18 protein-coding genes are annotated in these 19,516 nt (G+C 69.0%); 5 read left to right on the forward strand and 13 right to left on the reverse strand.

The genetic code is table 11. From position 1 onward, the window contains the following. Position 1: 1 nt before the first annotated feature. The 3 genes from ABL838_RS03365 to ABL838_RS03375 all read left to right on the forward strand — a co-directional run bounded on the left by ABL838_RS03365 (position 2) and on the right by ABL838_RS03375 (position 2,796). Positions 2–169, forward strand: coding sequence for a hypothetical protein (locus tag ABL838_RS03365; RefSeq protein WP_184639903.1), 168 nt, complete (start codon positions 2–4; stop codon positions 167–169). Between the two features lie 89 nt (positions 170–258). Beyond that, complete coding sequence (tagH, locus tag ABL838_RS03370) at positions 259–1,923, forward strand: type VI secretion system-associated FHA domain protein TagH (RefSeq protein ID WP_418124138.1); 1,665 nt, start codon at positions 259–261, stop codon at positions 1,921–1,923. 78 nt (positions 1,924–2,001) lie between these two features. Then, positions 2,002–2,796 (forward strand): PP2C family protein-serine/threonine phosphatase, encoded by a 795-nt coding sequence (locus ABL838_RS03375; protein WP_126025739.1) that lies wholly within the window; start codon positions 2,002–2,004, stop codon positions 2,794–2,796. Positions 2,797–2,891: 95 nt separating this feature from the next. On the opposite strand, the gene ABL838_RS03380 is transcribed toward ABL838_RS03375, so the two are convergent. From ABL838_RS03380 to tssA, 5 genes are all read right to left on the reverse strand, one after another. Then, positions 2,892–3,431 carry a peptidoglycan-binding domain-containing protein gene (locus ABL838_RS03380; RefSeq protein WP_126025740.1) on the reverse strand — a complete coding sequence of 180 codons (540 nt, stop codon included), beginning with the start codon at positions 3,429–3,431 and terminating at the stop codon, positions 2,892–2,894. 81 nt (positions 3,432–3,512) lie between these two features. After that, a complete protein-coding gene (locus tag ABL838_RS03385) occupies positions 3,513–3,992 on the reverse strand; it encodes an Hcp family type VI secretion system effector (protein WP_126025741.1) in 480 nt (159 codons plus the stop codon). A 197-nt stretch (positions 3,993–4,189) separates the two neighbouring features. Continuing rightward, positions 4,190–5,683, reverse strand: coding sequence for a type VI secretion system contractile sheath large subunit (gene tssC / locus ABL838_RS03390; RefSeq protein WP_126025742.1), 1,494 nt, complete (start codon positions 5,681–5,683; stop codon positions 4,190–4,192). 37 nt (positions 5,684–5,720) lie between these two features. Further along, positions 5,721–6,236, reverse strand: coding sequence for a type VI secretion system contractile sheath small subunit (gene tssB / locus ABL838_RS03395; protein WP_108142618.1), 516 nt, complete (start codon positions 6,234–6,236; stop codon positions 5,721–5,723). Positions 6,237–6,290: 54 nt separating this feature from the next. Then, on the reverse strand, positions 6,291–7,334 hold the full coding sequence (gene tssA, locus ABL838_RS03400) for a type VI secretion system protein TssA (protein ID WP_418124140.1): 1,044 nt from the start codon (positions 7,332–7,334) through the stop codon (positions 6,291–6,293). Between the two features lie 197 nt (positions 7,335–7,531). Here tssA and tssJ point away from each other — a divergent pair, with 197 nt between their 5' ends. After that, a complete protein-coding gene (gene tssJ / locus ABL838_RS03405; RefSeq protein ID WP_418124142.1) occupies positions 7,532–7,918 on the forward strand; it encodes a type VI secretion system lipoprotein TssJ in 387 nt (128 codons plus the stop codon). A 15-nt stretch (positions 7,919–7,933) separates the two neighbouring features. On the opposite strand, the gene ABL838_RS03410 is transcribed toward tssJ, so the two are convergent. After that, complete coding sequence (locus tag ABL838_RS03410; RefSeq protein WP_418124144.1) at positions 7,934–9,034, reverse strand: type VI secretion system protein; 1,101 nt, start codon at positions 9,032–9,034, stop codon at positions 7,934–7,936. Then, positions 9,031–10,365, reverse strand: a complete 1,335-nt coding sequence (locus ABL838_RS03415) for a DotU family type IV/VI secretion system protein (protein ID WP_418124146.1) — start codon at positions 10,363–10,365, stop codon at positions 9,031–9,033. The genes ABL838_RS03410 and ABL838_RS03415 overlap by 4 nt, the downstream gene beginning before the upstream one ends. 243 nt (positions 10,366–10,608) lie before the next feature. Here ABL838_RS03415 and ABL838_RS03420 point away from each other — a divergent pair, with 243 nt between their 5' ends. Continuing rightward, entirely contained in the window at positions 10,609–11,310 is a 702-nt protein-coding gene (locus ABL838_RS03420; protein ID WP_418124147.1) for a response regulator, read from the forward strand. A 31-nt stretch (positions 11,311–11,341) separates the two neighbouring features. On the opposite strand, the gene ABL838_RS03425 is transcribed toward ABL838_RS03420, so the two are convergent. The 6 genes from ABL838_RS03425 to ABL838_RS03450 all read right to left on the reverse strand — a co-directional run bounded on the left by ABL838_RS03425 (position 11,342) and on the right by ABL838_RS03450 (position 19,489). Next, complete coding sequence (locus ABL838_RS03425) at positions 11,342–14,326, reverse strand: GH92 family glycosyl hydrolase (RefSeq protein WP_418124149.1); 2,985 nt, start codon at positions 14,324–14,326, stop codon at positions 11,342–11,344. A gap of 136 nt (positions 14,327–14,462) precedes the next feature. Continuing rightward, positions 14,463–16,778: a TonB-dependent siderophore receptor gene (locus tag ABL838_RS03430; RefSeq protein WP_418124151.1), complete on the reverse strand. Its 2,316-nt coding sequence runs from the start codon at positions 16,776–16,778 to the stop codon at positions 14,463–14,465. 107 nt (positions 16,779–16,885) lie between these two features. Next, a complete protein-coding gene (locus ABL838_RS03435) occupies positions 16,886–17,935 on the reverse strand; it encodes a FecR family protein (RefSeq protein WP_418124153.1) in 1,050 nt (349 codons plus the stop codon). A 160-nt stretch (positions 17,936–18,095) separates the two neighbouring features. Beyond that, complete coding sequence (locus ABL838_RS03440; RefSeq protein ID WP_184640552.1) at positions 18,096–18,599, reverse strand: sigma-70 family RNA polymerase sigma factor; 504 nt, start codon at positions 18,597–18,599, stop codon at positions 18,096–18,098. A gap of 60 nt (positions 18,600–18,659) precedes the next feature. Further along, positions 18,660–18,869, reverse strand: coding sequence for a hypothetical protein (locus tag ABL838_RS03445; protein ID WP_418124154.1), 210 nt, complete (start codon positions 18,867–18,869; stop codon positions 18,660–18,662). Beyond that, a complete protein-coding gene (locus ABL838_RS03450) occupies positions 18,869–19,489 on the reverse strand; it encodes a hypothetical protein (RefSeq protein WP_418124156.1) in 621 nt (206 codons plus the stop codon). The genes ABL838_RS03445 and ABL838_RS03450 overlap by 1 nt, the downstream gene beginning before the upstream one ends. Between the last annotated feature and the right edge of the window lie 27 nt (positions 19,490–19,516).

The following is a 19,516-nucleotide window of genomic DNA, read 5'->3' on the forward strand; positions in this document are numbered from 1 at the left end:
CATGGCTGCAGCCTTCATCCTGGCCGTGCTGGCCATCGTGTTCTTCGCCGCGGCGGCGGTGCGGTATATGAGAAGGGGCGGCGCGAAGGACCCCGCCACCCGCACCTGGCTCCTCATCGCCGCCATCTTCACAACCGTAGCAGCCTGGCTGCAATGGCATACCTCTTAAGGCGAGATTGCCAACATGTCCCACGGAATGAATACTCCCTGCGAGTTTGTTCGGGTGCATTCAGGCACAGAGCCTTCGGGGGCCGATTCATGATCCATATCGCTGTCATCACCCGGCAAGGCGCTCCGGCGGGGCAGTCCATCTCTGCGGACTTCGGCCCCAATGGCGGCACCATCGGCCGGGCCGATACCAACACGCTGGTGCTCGACGATCCCGACCGCACGGTCTCGCGCGTGCATGCGCAGGTGCTGTGCCGCGACGGGCAGTACTTCGTCATCGACCGGGGCAGCAACCCGATGCAGTGCAACGGCGTGTCGCTGGGCTCGGGCAAGGAGGCGGCGCTGACCGATGGCGCGCGGCTGGTGGTCGGGAGCTTCGAGCTCACGGTGCGCGCGACGGCCGCCGCCGCGCCGCCGCCTTCGCTGGCCATTCCCAACACGGTGATCGGGGCGCCCGCGGGCGCGCCTGCCGCTGCCGCGTCGTCGAGCGACGATCCCTTCGCCGACCTGCTCGCGGGCCTCGCTCCTGCGCCGGCACCGGCTGCGCCTGCAGTGGCGGCTCCCGCGGCCGCGCTGCCCGATTCGCTGCTCTTTCCCGACCCGATGGAAAGCGGCTCGCGCAACGTGCAGGCCGCGCAGGTCGATCCTTTCGCGAATCTGCTCGGGCCCACGCCTTCGTCGACGCCGGCGGCCGGCCTCGGGGCGCTCGATGATTTCTCCGACCTCGGTGCGCCGCCCGCGCATGGCAAGGCGGCGAACATCGACGAGCTTTTCGGCGGCGTGGGCGGTGGCGGCGGCATCGGCGGCGATCCGCTCGCGCTGTCGCCGCTGGCCGATCCGCTGCTGCAGCCGAACACCGCATCGAACGCCGATCCGCTGGCGGCCCTGCAGCAGGCGGCGCCGGCCACGCCCGTGCCGCGGCCGGACCATCTGCCGATCGACCAGTTCGGCTTCACTCCGCCCAAGGCCGTCGAGCCGCCAAAGCCGCCCGCAACGGTGCCCGTGCCTGCACCGTCGCCGGCACAGTTCGACGACATGACCGGCCAGCCGATCCGCATCAGCGGGCCGGAAGGCTCGGGCAGGCCGCTGGAGCCGCTGCGGCCTCCGGCGCCGGCGCCGGTTCCACGCCCCGCCGCACCCGCACCGGAGCGCATGGCCAGCGACGACGAATTGCTCGCCGCCTTCCTGCGCGGCCTCGCGAGCACGCACCAGCCGCCCGAGATGCTCACGCCGGGCCTGATGGAGCGCATCGGCTCGATGCTGCGCAGCGCCACCGAGGGCACGCTGCAGCTGCTGCTCACGCGCCAGGAGTTCAAGCGCGAGGTGCGCGCCGAGGTCACGATGATCGCGGCGCAGGCCAACAACCCGCTGAAGTTCTCGCCCACGGTCGAGGTGGCGCTGGCGCACCTGCTGGGCCCCGGCGTGCGCGGCTTCATGCCGCCCGAGGCCGCGATGCGCGATGCCTTCAATGACCTGCGCGCCCACCAGTTCGGCGTGATGGTGGGCATGCGCGCCGCGCTGGCCCATGTCATCGCGCGCTTCGAGCCGGCGGAGCTGGAGAAGAAGATCAGTGCGAAGACGGCGCTCGACGCGCTCTTCAGCGCCAACCGCAAGGCCAAGCTGTGGGACCAGTTCGTGTCGCTCTACGGCGGCATCGCGAGCGAGGCGGAGGACGACTTCCACAGCCTCTTCGGCAAGGCCTTCCTCGAGGCCTACGAGGAGCAGATGGCGCGCCTGAAGTCCGACGGTCAGTAGGTACAAGAGCCGGAACAGGAAGAACGACGACCCCGGTCGAAGCCACCACAACAACACCAGCCATCGCGAGGCACCCGCTTGGAAATCGAAATCGTCACGCTCTCCCGGCAAGGAGGCCGCACCTACAACGAGGACGTGCACGGTCATTGGCACGATGAGCGCTACGTTGCCTGCCTGGTGGCCGACGGTGCGGGCGGCCATGGCGGCGGCGACGTGGCGGCGGCCACCGCGCGCGCCAGCATGCTCGGCGGCTTCTCGGCCGCGCCGGGGCTGGACGAAGCCACGCTGCGCGGCCTGGTGGAACAGGCCAACCGCGACGTGGTGGCGCGCCAGGCGGAAGGCGGCAAGCTCGCGGGCATGCGCTCGACCATCGTGTTCGCGGCCATCGACCTCGAAAGCCAGGCGCTCGCCTGGGTGCACAGCGGCGACAGCCGCGCCTACCTGTTCCGTGGCGGTGCCATCGTGGCGCGCACCACCGACCACAGCCTGGTGCAGCAGATGGTGGCCGGCGGCATGCTCGACGAGGAGGGCGCGCGGCTGCATCCGCAGCGCAACATGCTGCTGTCGGCGCTGGGCTCGATCGAGGAGGCGCCCGACATAGCGGTGTCGGAGCGCATGCGCCTGCTGCCCGGCGACGTGCTTCTGCTGTGCAGCGACGGCGTATGGGAGCCCTTGGGCGACGAATGCCTGATCGACACGCTGCACGCCTCGCGCACGCCCAGCCAGTGGACCGAGCTGATCGACGCGCAGGTCAAGGCCAATGCCAAGCCGGGCCACGACAACTACACGGCGCTCACGCTGTGGGTGATCGAGGACGACGGCGACGACGTGACGCGGCTGATGCCGGAGAACGTTGCGTCCACGGATTGCTGAGGATTTCCGTCTCGAGGCAAGGAAAGAAGCAAAAGAAGAAGGGCCCGAAGCAATCGCTCCGGGCCCTTGTCGTTCCAGCCGGGTCGGCTGTCCGTTCAGGCGCCGCCCGTGCTCGGCACGGTCTGGGGCGCGACGTAGGTGTACTTGCTCGCCGTCTTCTTCACCTTCTTCAGCGCGTTGCGCAGCTGCGCCGGCATGTCGCTGCGATTGGGCAGGTTGGTGTAGTTGTCGATGCCCTGTTCCTTGCAGCAGTTGGCGCAGCCGTTGTTGAGCAGGTCGAGCGCATAGCGCGTCTTGCTCAGCGTGCTGGAGGCGCCGGGCTCGCGGAACGGATCGAAGATGCCGTCGGGCAGTACCTTCTGTCCCAGCGCGATCGCCTGCGTCTGGAAGTGCGTGATGTGCTTCTGCGTGACCGGCCCGTAGTAGCCGTCCACGACGATCACCTCGGTCTGGCCCGGGGGCGGGTCCAGGTCGTGGTTGAAGCCCAGCAGCTCGTAGTAGAAGATCTTGAACAGCGCCTGCACCAGCATCACGTCTTCACGCGTGTTGGAGCCGATCCGGCCTACCGACCAGTCGATGTTGTAGGCGGTGAGCAGAGCGCCGCTTTTGCCGATGAGTGGGGTGCTGAATGCCATTGCATTGCTCCGGTGAGGACGCGTGGGAACCGCACCGGGCACTGGCGCGCCCGATGCCGTGCCCGGCGGGTCCGTCGTCCGTCAGCGGGTCTCGGTGGTCGCGACGTTCCAGCCGAACTTGACTTCGCCGCCGGCCGCGCCCTTGTCGTCCTGGGCCTTGTAGGCGAACTCGATGTCCTTGAACGAGCACGACACCTGCTCCTGCACGTCGCCGCCCTGGGCGCCGCCGGGGCCGACCATGGAGATGAACACTTCCTTGAGCGTGACCTTCAGGTACTCCTGCTGGCCTTCGCCCGATTTGCGGCAGGTCAGGACCATGTCCTTGAAGTGCTTGCCGCTCACGCAGTTCTTGGCCAGCACCGGGGAGGCCTTGTCGTAGACATGCGTGAAGTGGAACTCGCCGGGCGTGGCCTTGCCCTTGCCCGAGCCGCCGCCGGAGCCTGCGCCCGACGAGTTGCTCACGTTCCAGGTCCACGACGAGATCTCGATCTCGTCCTTGTGGTCCTTGTGGGAAGACTCGCCCTTGACGCCGTCGAGCTTGATGTGAAAGTCAGAAGACATGTTCCTACTCCTTGGAACCCGATTGCGTTCGGGCAGTTGCTGTTGATGATCGAGACGGATGCTTGTGCTGCCGGAGGCTTGTCGGCGGGGCCGGTCCCCGGCAGCTGTGGATAGAACGAAATGGGATCGGGAATTTCAAGAAAAAACCGGCCCGTTCCGAGCTTTCTTTTCTTCTTTCTCTTCTTCCTTCCGGTGCCTCAGGCGCCGCCCTTGGCCGAGGGAAGCTTCGACACCAGGCGCAGCGAGACGGTGAGGCCCTCCAGCTGGTAGTGCGGGCGCAGGAAGAACTTGGAGGTGTAGTAGCCCGGGTTGCCTTCCACTTCCTCCACGACCACCTCGGCGGCGGCCAGCGGCTTCTGGGCCTTGGTGATTTCCGAGGAGTTGGCAGGGTCGCCGTCCACGTAGTTCATGATCCACTTGTTGAGCCAGCGCTGCATGTCCTCGCGCTCCTTGAAGCTGCCGATCTTGTCCCGCACGATGCACTTCAGGTAGTGCGCGAAGCGGTTGCAGGCGAAGAGGTAGGGCAGGCGCGCCGCCAGGTTGGCGTTGGCGGTGGCGTCGGGGTCGTCGTACTCGGCCGGCTTGTTCAGCGACTGGGCGCCGATGAAGGCCGCGAAGTCGGAGTTCTTGCGGTGGATCATCGACAGCAGCCCCGCCTTCGAGAGCTCGGCCTCGCGGCGGTCGCTGATGGCGATCTCGGTGGGGCACTTCTGGTCCACGCCGCCGTCGTCGCTCGGGAAGGTGTGCAGCGGCAGGTTCTCCACCGCGCCGCCCGACTCGATGCCGCGGATGCGCGAGCCCCAGCCGTAGAGCTTGTACGAGCGGTTGATGTTGGTCGCCATCGCGTAGGCCGCATTGGCCCAGGCGTACTTGTTGTGGTCGGCGCCGGCGGTGTCTTCCTCGAAGTCGAACTCCTCCACCGGGTTGGTGTTGGCGCCGTACGGCGTGCGCGCCAGGAAGCGCGGCATGCACAGGCCGATGTACTTGGAGTCGTCCGACTCGCGCAGGCTGCGCCATCCGGCGTACTCGGGGGTGGAGAAGATCTTGGTCAGGTCGCGCGGGTTCGCGAGTTCCTGCCACGACTCCATCTGCATCAGGTTGGGGCTGGCGCCGGTGATGAAGGGCGCGTGCGCCGAGGCGGCGATCTTCGCCATCTCGCCGAGCAGCTCCACGTCGGGCGGGCTCTGGTCGAAGTGGTAGTCGCCCACCAGCGCGCCGAAGGGCTCGCCGCCGAACTGGCCGTATTCCTGCTCGTAGATCTTCTTGAACATCGGGCTCTGGTCCCAGGCCGCGCCCTTGAACTTCTTGAGGTTCTTGGCCAGCTCCTGCTTGGAGATGTCCATCACGCGGATCTTGAGGTTCTCGTCGGTCTCGGTGTTGTTCACCATGTAGTGCAGGCCGCGCCACGCACTCTCGAGCTTCTGGTAGTCGGGGTGGTGGATGATCTTGTTGACCTGGTCGGTCAGCTTGGCGTCGATCGCGGCGATCATGGCCTGGATCGACTTGGTCACGTCCTTGCCGATGATGGTGCTGTTGGCCAGCGCCTGCTGTGCTAGCGTGAGCACGGCGGCTTCGACGGCGCTCTTGGCTTCGTCGCTGCGCGGCTTGAATTCCTTCTGCAGCAGCGACGAAAAGTCGCTGCCAGCGTACGCGACATCTTTCAGCGCGCTCTGTTCGAGTGCTTCGGCCATGGTGATCTACTCCTCGTGTGCTCTGATGGTTGTCGACTCAGGCGGCGGGGGCGCTGCCGTCCTCGGGTTTCTTGCTCGCGGCCAGCGTCTGCAGCAGGGCCGGGTCTTCCAGCACCTTGGCCAGCAGCTCTTCCGCGCCGCCCTTGCCGTCCATGTAGGTGACGAGGTTCGAAAGCTGCGTGCGCGCCTCCAGCAGCTTGTTGAGCGCGCCGACCTTGCGCGCCACCGCGGCGGGCGAAAAGTCTTCCATGTTCTCGAAGGTGAGCTCCACCTTCAGGTCGCCCTCGCCGGTGAGCGAGTTCTCCACCGCGAAGGCCGCGCGCGGCTTCATGGCCTTCATGCGCGAGTCGAAGTTGTCGACGTCGATCTCCAGGAACTTGCGGTCTGCCACCGGCGCGAGCGGGTCGGCCGGCTTGCCGGAGAGGTCCGCCAGCACGCCCATGACGAAGGGCAACTGCACCTTCTTCTCCGCCCCGTAGAGCTCCACGTCGTACTCGATCTGGACCCGGGGCGCCCGGTTGCGGGCGATGAATTTCTGACTGCTCTTGGCCATGGAGATGCTCCTTGCGGGTGTGAATGGGGACGGATGCGGGGTGGTGGTCGGGGCTTACTCGGAAGGACGGCGGCCCGTGACCGTTTCAATGGTGTCCATCGCGTTCGGCGCGAGGTTGGCCATGATCTCGAGGAAGCTCACTCCGATGAGCTTCTTGGCGCGCTCGATCAGAAGCGGCGCGGGGTTGCCCGGCTCGGCCTGCTCCAGGTAGCGGATCACGCGGTCGAGCATCTGCACGGCGTCCTGCCGGTTCTGTATCTCGCCGCGCGCGGCGGCGGGGCGCGCGGCCGCGGCACCGTTGGCTTGTGCATCCGCCGCGGCGCCGCCGGAGTCCTGCGCGGCGGCGGCATCTGCCGGGGAGCCGCTGGCGGAGGCGCAGGCCTTCTGCAGCATACGTGCGATGGAGCGCAGCGGGTCGAGGTCGAATGCATCGGCGCGGCCTGTGCGCTCGGCGATGAGCTTCTTCAACTGCTCCACCAGCGCGGGCACGCCCAGCGCTGCCTGGATGGCATCGGGCCGCTCGGACTGGATGGCCTCCAGCCCGCCCTGCACCTGTGCCATCGAGTAGGTGGCTTCGCCGCCCACGGCGGTGAGCGCGTTGTGCGCGATGGCGATGTCGCGCACGCGGATCGGCCCCACGCCGCGCGCGACGCCGACCTGCGCCTCGTAGAGGTCGCGCAGGCCCATGGTCTCGTCGGTCAGCGGCGCGAGCGCGTTCAGGCGCATCGTCGGGTCGTTGTCGTCGTCGGCATCCAGCTTTGGATGTATGCCGTCCCAGAAGGTGTCGAGCAATCCGTTGAGCAGCCGCAGGCCGGAGGCGAAGCCTTCCACGCCCTGCAGGCGGGTGGAGGCGCGCAGCAGCAGCACGGCGGCGCGCACGTCCTTGCTGCGCCGCAGGATGTTCCCGGCCTTCTCGCCCACCTCGCGCCACTCGGGCTCGACCGCGGGGATCACCGTGTCGCCGAACTGCTGCTCGGGCTTGCCCTGCGCGTCCGCGACCAGCGCCATGAAGTCCGCGTCGTACTCGAGATCGTCGCCGCACGGCGATGCATCGCCGATGGGCGCGAGCAGTGTTGCAGCGAGTTCGTTGTTCAGCATGTTGCCTATCGGAGTTCGCTGGTGATAATCAAAGATGCGTCTTGACCGGTCAATGCAACGAAGGGAATAGCATGCGCACGCTGGGTACACACCATTCGTCCTATGAGGGCTTCCTTGCCGCGGCAACGCGGCGCCACATCGCCGTTCTTGGCCTTGCTGGAGCCGGTCTTCTGCTTGCGGGCTGTGCGGCGAAGCCCGTGGTCACCACGGTGGCCGTCACGCTCACCGCGGGCGCCGACGCCAACCCCGATGCGCGCGGCCGCGCATCTCCGCTCACGGTGCGCGTGTATGCATTGAAGTCGCCCGGCCCGTTCGACGGCGCCGACTTCTTCTCGCTCTTCGAGAAGGACCAGGCCACGCTCGGCGCGGAACTGGTGCAACGCGAGGAAGTGCTGCTGCGGCCCGGCGAGACGAAGAAGCTCGACTTCAACCTGCCGCCCGATGCGAAGTCCATGGGCGTGATGGCGGCCTACCGCGACCTCGACCGCGCACGCTGGCGCGAGGTGCGTCCGGTGGTCACCGGCAAGGCGCAGTCGCTCGATGTGACCTTCGGCGCGCGTGCGATGCGCGTGGACGCCAGGTAGCCCGTGCGCTACCGGTCATGACGGCCTTCCCGGCCGCACCAAAGGCTGGTCGACGGGAAGGAAGTGCTCGAACAGGTCATGCACGAAGGCGCCGCCGGCCGCGTCCGACGCGGATGCCGTGAGATAGAAGCCGCGCCAGCGCGGCGCGCGCGGCCCGCGGCCGTGGCTCTCGAACAGCACCTGCGCGAACTGGCGCAGCCCCGGCTGCAGGGCGCGCACCGCTTCCACGAACTCATGAATGGCGAGCCGGCCGGTGGGGCCGGGCTGCTCGCGCAGCAGCGACATGCGCAGCGCGTGCAGCTGCTGCGCGATGGGCTCGAACACGGTGTCCAGCCGCTCGCCAGCCGGAGTCTCGATGAAGGCTGAAGGATCGGTCAGCCTGTGTCCGAGCGCCTGCGCAAGCACTTCGGGCGGCAGCGCTCCGCGCAGGGTCGCATAGCCCGGCAGCCGTTCGAGGCCGGTCACGACGAGGTAGGTGGGCATCTGCAGCCGCAGGCCGTCGCTGGCTTCACCGAGCAGGCGGCGCGTTCGCGCGGCGAGCGACTTCAGCTCCGTGGCGTCGGCATCCAGAAGGTCGCCGGCGGCCACGGCCACCACGAGGCCGTTGAGCGGCAGGCGGTCGCGCCGCTCGGCCAGCGCAAGCAGTGAGTGAAGCCACAGGCTGCACGACTGCGGCGTGCCCGCCTTGTCGCCGACCGCGCCCGCATCGAGCTCGATAGCCACCAGCCGATGGGTCAGCCACCAGTGCCACCAGGCGGCACCGGATGCGGCGTCCGTGCGTTCGGCGTGCGCGGTCGCGAGCAGCCCCGCGAGGTTGGCCGATGCATCGCCGAAGAAGAGGAACCACGGCACCGGCGCCGAGGGCCTGGCCCATGGCGCGCGGCGCATGGCCTGCTGCGCCCGCGTCATGCTTTCCTTCAGCGTGTCGACGGCCAGTGCGGTTCCGCCGGCATCGGCCGCCGGTTCGGCCAGCGCGGCGAGGCGCTTGCGCAGCCCGCGCCGGCGCGCGCCCCGGCCGGCATCGCGCACCACCGCGTACAGCAGGCCGAAGCCCAGCAGGCACAGCGCCAGCAGCAGCCAGAAGCGGTGGGCGGGCGACAGCAGCAGGCCGGTCATCGCGAGACGGTCTCCAGGAAGACGAAGTCGGCGATCAGCCGGTCGCTGTTCTTGCTGGCCGCGAGCGACTCGCGCAACCTCAGCAGGTAGGCGGAGGCGAGTTCGAAGGGCGGCCGGTCGGCGGTTTCGGTGAGGGGCGTGGGCGACGAAAGGACGGTGATCAGCACGCTGCCGAAGGGCGGACTCACCAGCCAGCTGGAAGGGATGTCGCGGCCTATCTCCAGGACCTCGCCCGCGTGCAGCCGCGTAGGCTGCTGCCCGGCGTTGAGATGCATGACGGAGCCGTCGGCCGTGTAGTAGTCGACCCAGATGTAGCTGTCGTGGCGCGGCGCGGTCACCTGCACGCGCACGTTGTCGCCCTCGCGCAGGCGGCCGTCGCGGGCCGTGGGCGCGCTCACATCGAGGCCGTAGGCCTTCTCGGTGTTGCGCGCCTGGTAGGGCTTGAGGATGGCGAACACCTCGCAATGCGGCCACACGCGCAGTCCGATGTCGAAGCGCGGCGACTTCACGCCGGGCAGGGCGCTCACTTCGTGCTCGACGCGCGGCAGGTCTCCGGGCTGCGAGACGAAGCCGGTGACCCGCGTGCGGCCCTCGTGGTCGACGCTGGCCGTGAGGTCGGCGCAGGCGAAAGCCTGCAGGTGCTGCTCGACACGCTGGGCCAGGCCGGTGGCGGCCGCTGGCGGGCCGCCGGACCACAGCCACGGCATGTACAGCAGCGGCAGCGCCAAGGCCAGGGCGGCGGCGCCGAGCAGCAGGGTGCGGTCGCGCCGGCGCGTGTCGTTGGGGCCGCGCGGGTCGGGCGCCTCGTAGGGTTGCGGCGCGATGTGGTCCTGCAGCAGGCTGCCCATGGACAGCGGGCGCAGCAGCAGCTGGCGGCCGTGCAGGTCCTTCAGCTTGCCGAGTTCGCCATGGTCGCCGTCCTCGAAGTAGTACTGTCCCCTGAAGCCGAGCGCCAGCGCGTGCCAGTACACCTCGCGCACCGCGTCGTCGTCGGGGCCCAGGGCCGAGAGGTGGTGGAAGAACTCGCTGTGGGCGTTGTTGGAGTTGAATAGCTGCACCTGCAGGGGAGCGGCGGTGCCTGTCGCGCCGGCCGCGTCCGGGTGCCGCGCGAGGATCTCGTCGATCCAGGCCACCATGGCGAAGGAGGCCGACTCGACCTGCGCGGCGGGCGTGCCGGCGGCCTCGGCGGCGGCGCGCGCCGCGTCGAGCTGCTGGCGGGCCCGTTGCTGCGCCGCGTCGTGCGGCAGCAGTGGCGCGCCGGACGCGATGGACGCATCCAGCGCGAGGCCGGATGAGATGAAGCTGGAGAAACAGTCGAGAAGGCGGGCCATGGGCGGGCCCGCTCATTCATGCGTTGCGAAGGATGCCTTGCACCGGCGTCTGCAGCGATGGCACATGCCCATGTCCCCGGTTCCTTCGAGTAGGCGGCCATTCTTTCAAAGGGCTTGCAAGGGGCGCCATACCGCTTGGGGTCTATGCCGTTGGTGGGGCCGCCGGCCTTGCTGCGCGGGGCTTTCGCCGGTATCTTCAGCGTCTGCCGTGCTTCGCACGCTGGGATACGGGGAAAAGACATCATGAAAATACTGATCGCCGACGACCACCGGCTCGTCATCGAGGCGGTCAAAGCCAAGCTGTCGGAGCTGGAGCCCGGCATCGAATTCGTCCTGGCGATGAGCGTCGACGAATTGCTTGCCGGAGCCACCGACGACCTCGACCTGGCCCTGATCGACCTCAACATGCCCGGCGCCGACGGCCAGGCCCACATCGACGAGATCCGCCAGCGCCATCCGGCCGTGCCGGTGATCGTGCTGTCGGGCTACGAAGACCCGGCCATCATGCGCAGCGCGCTCGAGCGCGGCGTGCTCGGATTCATACCGAAGGCCTACTCTCCCGACGTGATGCTCTCGGCCGTGCGGCTGGTGCTGGCCGGCGGCGTGTACGTGCCGCCGATGATGCTGACGGCAGTGCCCCCCGGCATCGTGGCCGGCATGGCGCAGCAGGCGGGCACCGAGGCGATCGTGCGCGGCACCGGTGGTGGCGGTGGTGGCGGCACCCAGACGCTGGAGCACCTGCGCAGCGTGCTCACCGAGCGGCAGGTCGAGGTGCTGCAGCTGCTGTCGCAGGGCAAGCCCAACAAGCTGATCGGGCGCAGCCTTGGCATCAGCGAGGGCACGGTGAAGATCCACCTGGCGGCGATCTTCCGCGCGCTCAACGTGCGCAACCGCACCGAGGCGGTGGTGGCCGCCCAGGCACTGACCGAGGCGCAGCAGGCCTGAGCGGAGCCGCGCCTTGCGGCTCCTTTCCCTTTCATTGCACCAGCAGTTCGAACTCGGCCACGGTCATCGTGCCGGTGTTGTCGAACTCGATGCGGTACTTGCTGTAAGACTCGGCGCCCGCCTTCAGCGCGAAGGGGCGGGTCTGCTGGCGCCATGTGAAGCTCTCGTTGCTGCGCTCGTCGAGCGTGACCCAGGCGACGCCGTCCTTCGATGCCTTGAGCTTCCAGCTTCTCGGGTCCTGCCCTGCGTCCTGCGTGCCGGAGGTCAGGGTGTAGATCTTCGGCACGCTGGCGGGCTGGCCCGTGGCGGCGTCGGCCTCGATCCATGCGTTGGCCGACGTGCTCCGCCAGGCGGTGTCGGAGTTGCGGTCGTACACGTTCGCCAGCTGGCCGGTTGCGCTGGACGACACCGTGTAGGCCCCGGTGGGCAGCAGCGACTTCAGCGGCGAGGGCCTCGCGCTGCCCTGCGTGATCGAGCTCGGCACGTCGTTCTCGCCCGTGCCCCACGAGGAGGGCTGCGCACCCATGACGAACTCCAGCGTCGCGCCGTCGGCGATCTCGCTGTGCAGCAGGTAGCTGCGCGTGACCGGCTGGCCGTTCAGGCGCAGGCTCTGCACATAGCGGTTGGTGTCGCTCACGCCGGGGGCGGTGATGACGATGCGCTTGCCGTTCTCCAGGCTAACCACCATCTTCGGGAAGTAGGGCGCACCGATCGCGTACTCGGGCCGGCCCATGCTCACCGGGTAGAAGCCCATGGCGCCGAACACGTACCAGGCCGACTGCTCGCCGTTGTCCTCGTCGCCGATGTAGCCGCTGCCGTCGGACAGGCCGTTGGCGTCGAATCCGGATGTGTAGAGCTTGCTCATCACGTCGCGCAGGTACTTCTGGCCCTGCGAAGGCGCGCCCGCGTAGTTGTACATGTAGATCGAGTGGTGCACCGGCTGGTTGGAATGCTGGTACTGGCCGACGCCCGCCAGCTGGCTGACCACGCGGGCCTCCTTGATCTCGTGGATCACCGTCCAGTAGCTGCCGGGCTGCAGGTAGGTCGGCGCGGAGAAGAAGGTGTCGAGGCTGGCCTTGAGCTGCGCGCGCCCGCCGTGCAGGTTGGCCAGGCCCTGGCCGTCCTGCGGCGCGAGGAACTGGTACGACCAGGCGTTGCCCTCGGTGTAGCCGTAGCCCCAGTCGTCGGGCGTGGTGCCGTCGTCGGTCCATTGGCCGGTGCTGTCCCTCTCGCGGAACCACTTGCCGGCCCAGGCGCCCGCGCCCTTGTCCGAGAAGAGGCGGGTGTAGTTCAGCGCGCGGTCCATGTAGTAGGCATGGTCGTCGGGCTTGTTCAGCGCCTGGGCCATCTGGGCGATGCCGAAGTCGTTGAGGTCGGCCTCCAGCGACCAGGCCACGCTCTCGCGCGACATCGTGTCCGAGGGCACGTAGCCGTAGAAGACGGATTTGTTCATGCCCTTGCGGCCCTTGGCGCCGTCGGTGCTGTTGACCGAGGCGTTGCGCAGCATCGAGGCGTAGGCCGCGTCGGCGTCGAAGTTGCGCACGCCCTTGAGGTAGGCGTCGGAGAAGATCACGTCGGAGCTGGTGGCGACCATGCTGTCGCGGTAGTCGGGGCCCGACCAGCGCGGCACCCAGCCGCCGTCCTTGTAGGCGTTGACGAAGCCGTCCAGCATCTCGCCCGCCTGAGTCGGAACGAGCAGCGTATAGAGCGGCCAGGTGGTGCGGTAGGTGTCCCAGAAGCCGTTGTTGACCCAGATCTTTCCCTGCCTTTTCGGCGTGCCGGGGAGGTAGGGGCTCATGTAGGTCGGCGAGCCCTTGCCGGTCGCCGCATCGCGCACGTTCTCCCAGGCGGAGTTCGGGTACAGGAAGGCCCGGTACATGTTCGAGTAGAGCGTGATCTTCTTCTGCTCGAAGGCCTTGGCATCTTCCGTGCCGCCTTCCACCTGGACCGTGTTGAGCTTGTTGTCCCACGCCGCAGCCGCCAGCTGCCGGACGTCGTCGAAGCTCCTGTCGCCGATCTCCTGCGCGAGGTTGTCCTTCGCCTGGTCGACGCTGATGAAGGAGGTGGCGATCTTCATGCCCACGACCTTCGCGCCGTCCGGCGTCGCGAACTGCACCCAGGTCTTGATGCTGCCGGTGTCGATGTTCTTCGACGCGGTGATGGGCGCGTCGAACTTCGCGTAGAAGTACATGAGCGGCGCGTTCTTGTCGCCGTTGTTGTCCACCATGCCCGATACCGCATTGGCGGCCGTGTCGACCGAGAGGTTGCCGGAGCCCTCGCCGGCGAAGCGGTCGAACAGTACCGTGGAGGTCGGCATGGCGGCAGGCGCGGTGAAGCGGAAGTAGGCCGCATGGTCCGTGGGCGTGATCTCGGTGCGGATGCCGTTGTCGAAGATCACGCTGTAGTAGTGCGCGTGCGCGACTTCCTTGGCCCGCGAGTAGGTCTGTGCGCGGTTGTCCGGATTGAGCCTGTCCAGGTCGCCGATGGGCATGATCGCGAGCGACTGCCTGTTGCCGATCCAGGGGCTGGGCTCGTGCACCGTGGCGAAGGCATGGATCGTCTTGATTGGCGAGCCGTCGGAGGTTTCGCCGGTGCTGGTGTGGAATTGATAGAACCAGTTGTTGTCGTTGCGATTGATCGGTGTCCAGAAGTTGAAGCCGAAGGGCACCGCGATGGCGGGGAAGGTGTTGCCCCGCGTGAAGTCGCCGCTCGAATTGGCGCCGCGCATGATGTTGACGTAGTTCGCCAGCGGCTGCCTGGCGAAGGCGGCGGGCCCGGAAGGATTCGATCCGTCGGAGCCCGTGGTCGACGCCGTCGTCGTTGTTGCCGTGGCTCCTGCGCTACCACCGGACGCGTCGCCGGCGGTGCCCCCCGTCGTCGATGGAGGCGCCGTTCCCGCGCCCGTTCCGGGCAAGGGCAGGAACGAGCCGTTCGACCCGCCACTACCGCCGCCGCAAGCGGCAAGCGATGCAAGTCCCATGGCCAGCGCGAGCTGGCGCAGTCTTCGAGTGCTCATCTGTTTGCTCCCTTTCGAAATCGCAGCACGCTGCGCGATTCAGTCTAGGGACGGGGCGCGCAAGCGGCGCCTGTGCTTTCCCGCAAGCAATGCAGCGTTGCGAACGCAACAAGGAAGCGGCGAGACGCGGCCGTTGCTACCAGCGGTAGCTGAACTTCGCCTGCACCGCGCGCCGCTGGCCGAAGTACTGGCCATTGCCCGCGACGTAGCTCCTGTCGGTGAGGTTGGTGGCGTTCAGCGCGAAGCTGTAGGGGCCCTGCTCGTAGCGCAGCGCCGCGTCCACCAGCGTGTAGGGCGGGTTGTAGCTGCTGTTGTCGGTGCTGGCCGGCACCTTGCCGACGTGGCGTATGCCGCCGCCCACGCTCCAGCCTTTCAGCGCGGGACTGCCGAAGCGGTAGTCCAGCCACAGCGAGGCGGTCTGGCGCGCCGTGTTCAGCGGCTGCTTGCCGATCTCCGCCGGGTTCAGGCTCTGCGTGACCTTGGCGTCGAGCAGCGTGTAGCTGGCAACCAGCTTGAGCTGCTTCGTGAGCGCGGCGCGCGCCTCGAACTCGGGGCCGCGCGTGCGCACCTCGCCGATCTGCGAGACCGGGCCGATGACGAACGGGTCGAAGACGGGCGAGTTGCTCTTGCGCAGGTCGAAGACCGACACGGTGAAGAGCGCGTCGATGCCGGGCGGCCGGTACTTCAGGCCCGCCTCGAACTGGCGGCCCAGCTCGGGCTTGAGCAGGGTGCCGTTGGGGATGGCGCCCGGCAGCGGCGTGAACGAGGTCGCGTAGCTGAAGTAGGGCGCCAGCCCGTTCGGCGCCAGGTACAGCAGGCCCGCGTTGTAGGTGGTCTTGGTGTTGGTGTCGATGCCGAAGGACGAGCTCACCAGCCGGTTGACGCTGCTGCGCGCGCGGTCCTGCCGCACCGTGAGACCCAGCGACCACGGCCCCTTGCGCATCTGGTCCTGCACGTAGAAGCCGCGCTGCGTGATGCTGTTGTCGCCCAGTCCGTTCACCGGTGGGTCTGATACAGGCTGGCCGTACACCGGCGCGAAGGCATCGATGGAGGGCGCCGGGCCGATGCCGCCTTGCTGCGAGCTGGCCTGCCGCTGGTACTCCATGCCCATCAGCAGCGTGTGCGAGACGGCGCCGGTGCTGAAGCGGCCTTCGACCTGGGTGTCGAGCGTGCTGGTGCGGTTTCTCTCGTCGACCCGCATCACCATGCGGTCGAGCGTGCGCAGGTCGCTCTGGAAGCCGGTGCCGTAGACCTGCCGGTAGTCGATGTCGAGCCTGGCGTGGCGCGCGTTCTGCCGCAGCGTCCAGTTGTCGCTGAGCTGGTGTTCGAAGAGGTAGGTGAGCGAGAAGGCGTCGCGGTTGTAGCGGTCGTAGCCGGGCTCGCCGATGTAGCGCTCGCGCGGAATGCTGCCCCAGGGGTTGGGCGTGATGAGCGCGCCCTGCGGCCAGATGCTCTTGGGCGTGGTGCGGTCGCGCGTGGCCTCCGCCATCAGCGTGACCTTGGTGCGCGCGGAGGGCATCCACGTGAGCGAGGGCGCGATGAAGCTGCGGTCGTCGCGGGAGTAGTCGGTCTGGCCGTCGCTGTTGCGCAGCACGCCGTTGAGCCTGAAGAGCAGGCTGCCGTCGGCGTTCATCGCGCCGCCGATGTCGAAGCTGCCCTGCCGGCGGTTGCGGTTGCCCAACGAGACGCTCACCTCGCGCACCGCCTCCGCCGAGGGCCGCTTGGACACCATGTTGATGGCCCCCCCGGGCGCCGACGGGTCGTACACCGCGCCCGGCCCCTTCAGCAACTCGACGCGCTCCAGCGCCTGCGGCTCCACCAGCCAGCGCGTGGCGAAGCTGTTGGTGGGGAGCTTGAAGCCGTCGAGGTACTCGGCCGGCGCGAAGCCGCGCACCGTGAGCGAGGCGAAGCGCGTGTCGTAGCCCGCGACTTCGGTAAGCACGCCGGCCGAGTAGCGCAGCGACTGCTCGACGGTGTGCACGGCCTGGTCGTCCATCTGCGCGCGCGTGACCACGGTGACGGCGCGCGGGGTTTCCAGCAGCGGCGTGTCGGTGCGCGTGGCCGTGGCGCTGCGCTGCGCCACGTAGCCTTCGACCTGGCCGTCGGCGCGCTCGCCCGGCGCGTTGACGGTGAGCGTGGGCAGGATGGCGTTGGGCCCGGAGACCGCTGCGGGCGTGCCCGTGGCCTGGCGCACCGCATAGGCGCCGCTGGTGCCGGGCACGGCTTCGAGCCGGTGCGGCGAGAGCAGCTCGGCCAGGCCCTCTGCCACGGTGCGGCGGCCCTGTATGGCGGCGGCATTCTTTCCGCGCACCAGAGCCGGATCGAAGGAGAGCGTGATGCCGGCCTGCCGCGCGAAGCTGCTGAGCGCGTCTTCCATCGCGCCGGCCGGAATGTCGAAGCTGGCGCGCGCCGGAACATCCGCCGGCTGCGCCTGCGCGCGCGCGGAATTCATGGGCGCAGCCCATCCCGCCGCGATACCCAGCAGCAGCGCGGAAAGCAGGGTGGGCCTTGTCTGCCGGAACCGCCAGAACCCGGGATGGCGGTCCGGAGAAAGGCGTCTCAACGTCGCGCGACAGTCAATGTGCCTCCAGTGCCGCGGTCGAGCCGGACCGGCAGTGTGCGTACCAGCGCCTCCAGCGCGCGGCCGACGGGGTCGGGGCCGCTGAGCTGGAAGACGCCCGACACGCGCAGCGATGCCGCATCCGCGTCGCACAGCAGCGGTGTGGCGTGGTAGCGCGCCAGCTCGGCGATGAAGGCATCGAGCCTCATCTGCCGCGCCACCAGCGCGCCGTCGGTCCAGGCGTCGGGCTCGAAGCTGCGGTCCACGATGCGCTGGGGCGGTTGTGCCGCGCCGCCGCGCACGATGTAGCCGTCTCCCGCCTGGGCGACTACCGGCTGTGCGTCGACGGTGGTGTGGATGGCCACGCGGCCCTCGGTCATCGACAGCCGCGTCTGGTCGTCCTGCTCGCGCACGCCGAAGCGCGTGCCCAGCGCCTCGAAGCGCGCGTGCGGCGTCTCGACCCAGAATGCGCGGTGGCCGAGCAGCGAGCCGCCGTCCGCGCCGGTGCGCACGAAGAGCTCGCCGCGCCGCAGCAAGATGCGGCGGCGGCGCGGCGAGAAGATCACCTGCACCTCGGAGCCGGTGTTGAGGTTCAGCTCGGTGCCGTCGGCCAGCGTCACGCGCTTGCGTTCGCCCACGGCGGTGGCGTAGTCGGTGCGGCTCTCCCATGGCTGCTCGCGCCAGACGAAGAGGCCGGCCATGCCGCCCGTGACGGCCAGCCCCATCACGCCCAGAACCCCGAGCGCGCGGCGGCGGCCCTGCTGGGCCCGCAGGCGGGTGGCCGCCTGCAGCGCGCCGTGCGCCAGCGCACCGCCGGCCTCGCCCATGCGCGGCACCTGGCGGAAGGTGTCTTCCACGGCCTGCACCTGCTGCCAGGCCTGCTCGTGCGAGGGATGCGCGGCGCGCCATGCGCCGCATTCGTCATGGGTCTTCTCGTCGGCGCTGCCGGAGCCCAGCCGCACGGCCCAGGCGATGGCCTGGTCGAGCAGCTCGGCGGCCGTGGCCGTGCCGTCGCCGGTTAGCGGGGTGGAAGGAAATGCGGCTTTCATTCTGGATGGCTCTGCGCACTTCCCGTGATCCCGGTCGCACGATATAGCCTCGGCCAAAGCCAGGAACACCGCGGAACCGGCTTTGCCGGGCCGCCGGTGTTGCCCCCGGCGAGGGGGGAGGAGAAGCGATACGAAGTGCGCGAAGCCTGGGGGAGTTTCATCATTTCAGCGCCAGGCAGTGACGGATGGCGGTGGCCATGTATTTTTCTACGGAGCTCAGGCTCACATCGAGGCGCTGCGCGATCTCGGCATAGCCGAGGCCGTCGAGCCGCGAGAGCAAGAAGGCGCTGCGCGCCTTGGACGGCAGCCCATCGAGCATCGCGTCGATGCGCACCAGCGATTCGACCAGCAGCATCTGCGCCTCGGGCGAGGGCGCCTGCGGCTCGGGCAGCGCGGCGATCGCCTCCAGGCAGGCGCGCTCCAGCGTTCGGCGGCGCACGTGGTCGACCACCAGCCCATGCGCGATGGTGGTGAGCCAGGCGCGGGGCTCGCGGACCTCGTCGATGTCGCGCGGGCGGCCCAGCACGCGCACGAAGGTGTCCTGCGCCAGGTCGGCGGCGTCGCCCGGGTGGCCCAGCTTGCGGCGCAGCCAGCCGAGCAGCCAGCCGTGGTGGTCGCCGTAGAGGCTTTCCACGCTGCGCGAAGGAGGACGGTCGTCCGGCATGGAGGAGGGCGAGGAAAAGTCGTTCGGGAACGCGGCGAGTGCGGCAGGCATGAATCTATCTCACTGCGTTGGCGCTGGCGAACGGCGTTTCGCCCCGGCAGGGCAGCCTGTCGGGAGCCGGTGGCTGCGGGTCTGCATGATGGGCGCGAGCGTGGACAGGGCCGTGGCGCCCGCGCGGCCCTGCTCGCAGCGGCCGAAGCCGACCGAGAGCGCGAGGCCGGCCACCGCCGCGCCGAGGCAGCAGCCGTCGACGAGCCGTCGGGCGGGCATCAGAGCAGCCCTTTCGGCGCACGCGCGGCGCGGACGCCGTACAGCGGAAACCGCAGCGTGAGGCAACCGTCGCCCAGCGGCGAGGGCGCGGTATAGATGCGCGCACCGTGGCGCGCGGCGATGGCCTGGCAGGCATGGGCCAGGGACGACGTGGGTCGGCCGATGCCGGTCTCGAAGGCCTGCGAGAGGCGGGGCGCGGTGCCGGTGGAAATGTCGGCTTCGCGCAGGCTCACCACCGCCTGGTGTCCTTCGGCGCGCGCCAGCACATGCAGCGTGGCGCCCCGCGGCAAGGTCGCGGCCGCGGCGTCGGCGATGTGAGACACGAGCAGCGGCAGGTCGCCGGCGATGGCTACCACCGTGAGCGCGGCGTCCGGCACGGCGAGGTCGAGCCCGATGCCGCGCTGCGCCAGGGTTTCGCCATGCGTGGTGGGCGTTGTGGCGAGCGCGCGCAGCGGCTGGCGCAGGTCGATGCGTTCGCGCGCGGCGGCTGCTTCCTGCCGGGCGGCGAGCTGGGGCATCGGCGTGCCGTTGGCGCGGGTCGAGAGCGTCTTGCCGGCGAGCCAGGCGGCGCCGAGGGCGAAGCAGGCGGCGACCACGAGGCCGAGGCTGCCGGTGCTCATCGGACGCTCTCCCGGGGGCACGCCGAG

The sequence above is a fragment of the Variovorax sp. 160MFSha2.1 genome (assembly GCF_048305075.1).
Classification (GTDB): domain Bacteria; phylum Pseudomonadota; class Gammaproteobacteria; order Burkholderiales; family Burkholderiaceae_C; genus Variovorax; species Variovorax guangxiensis.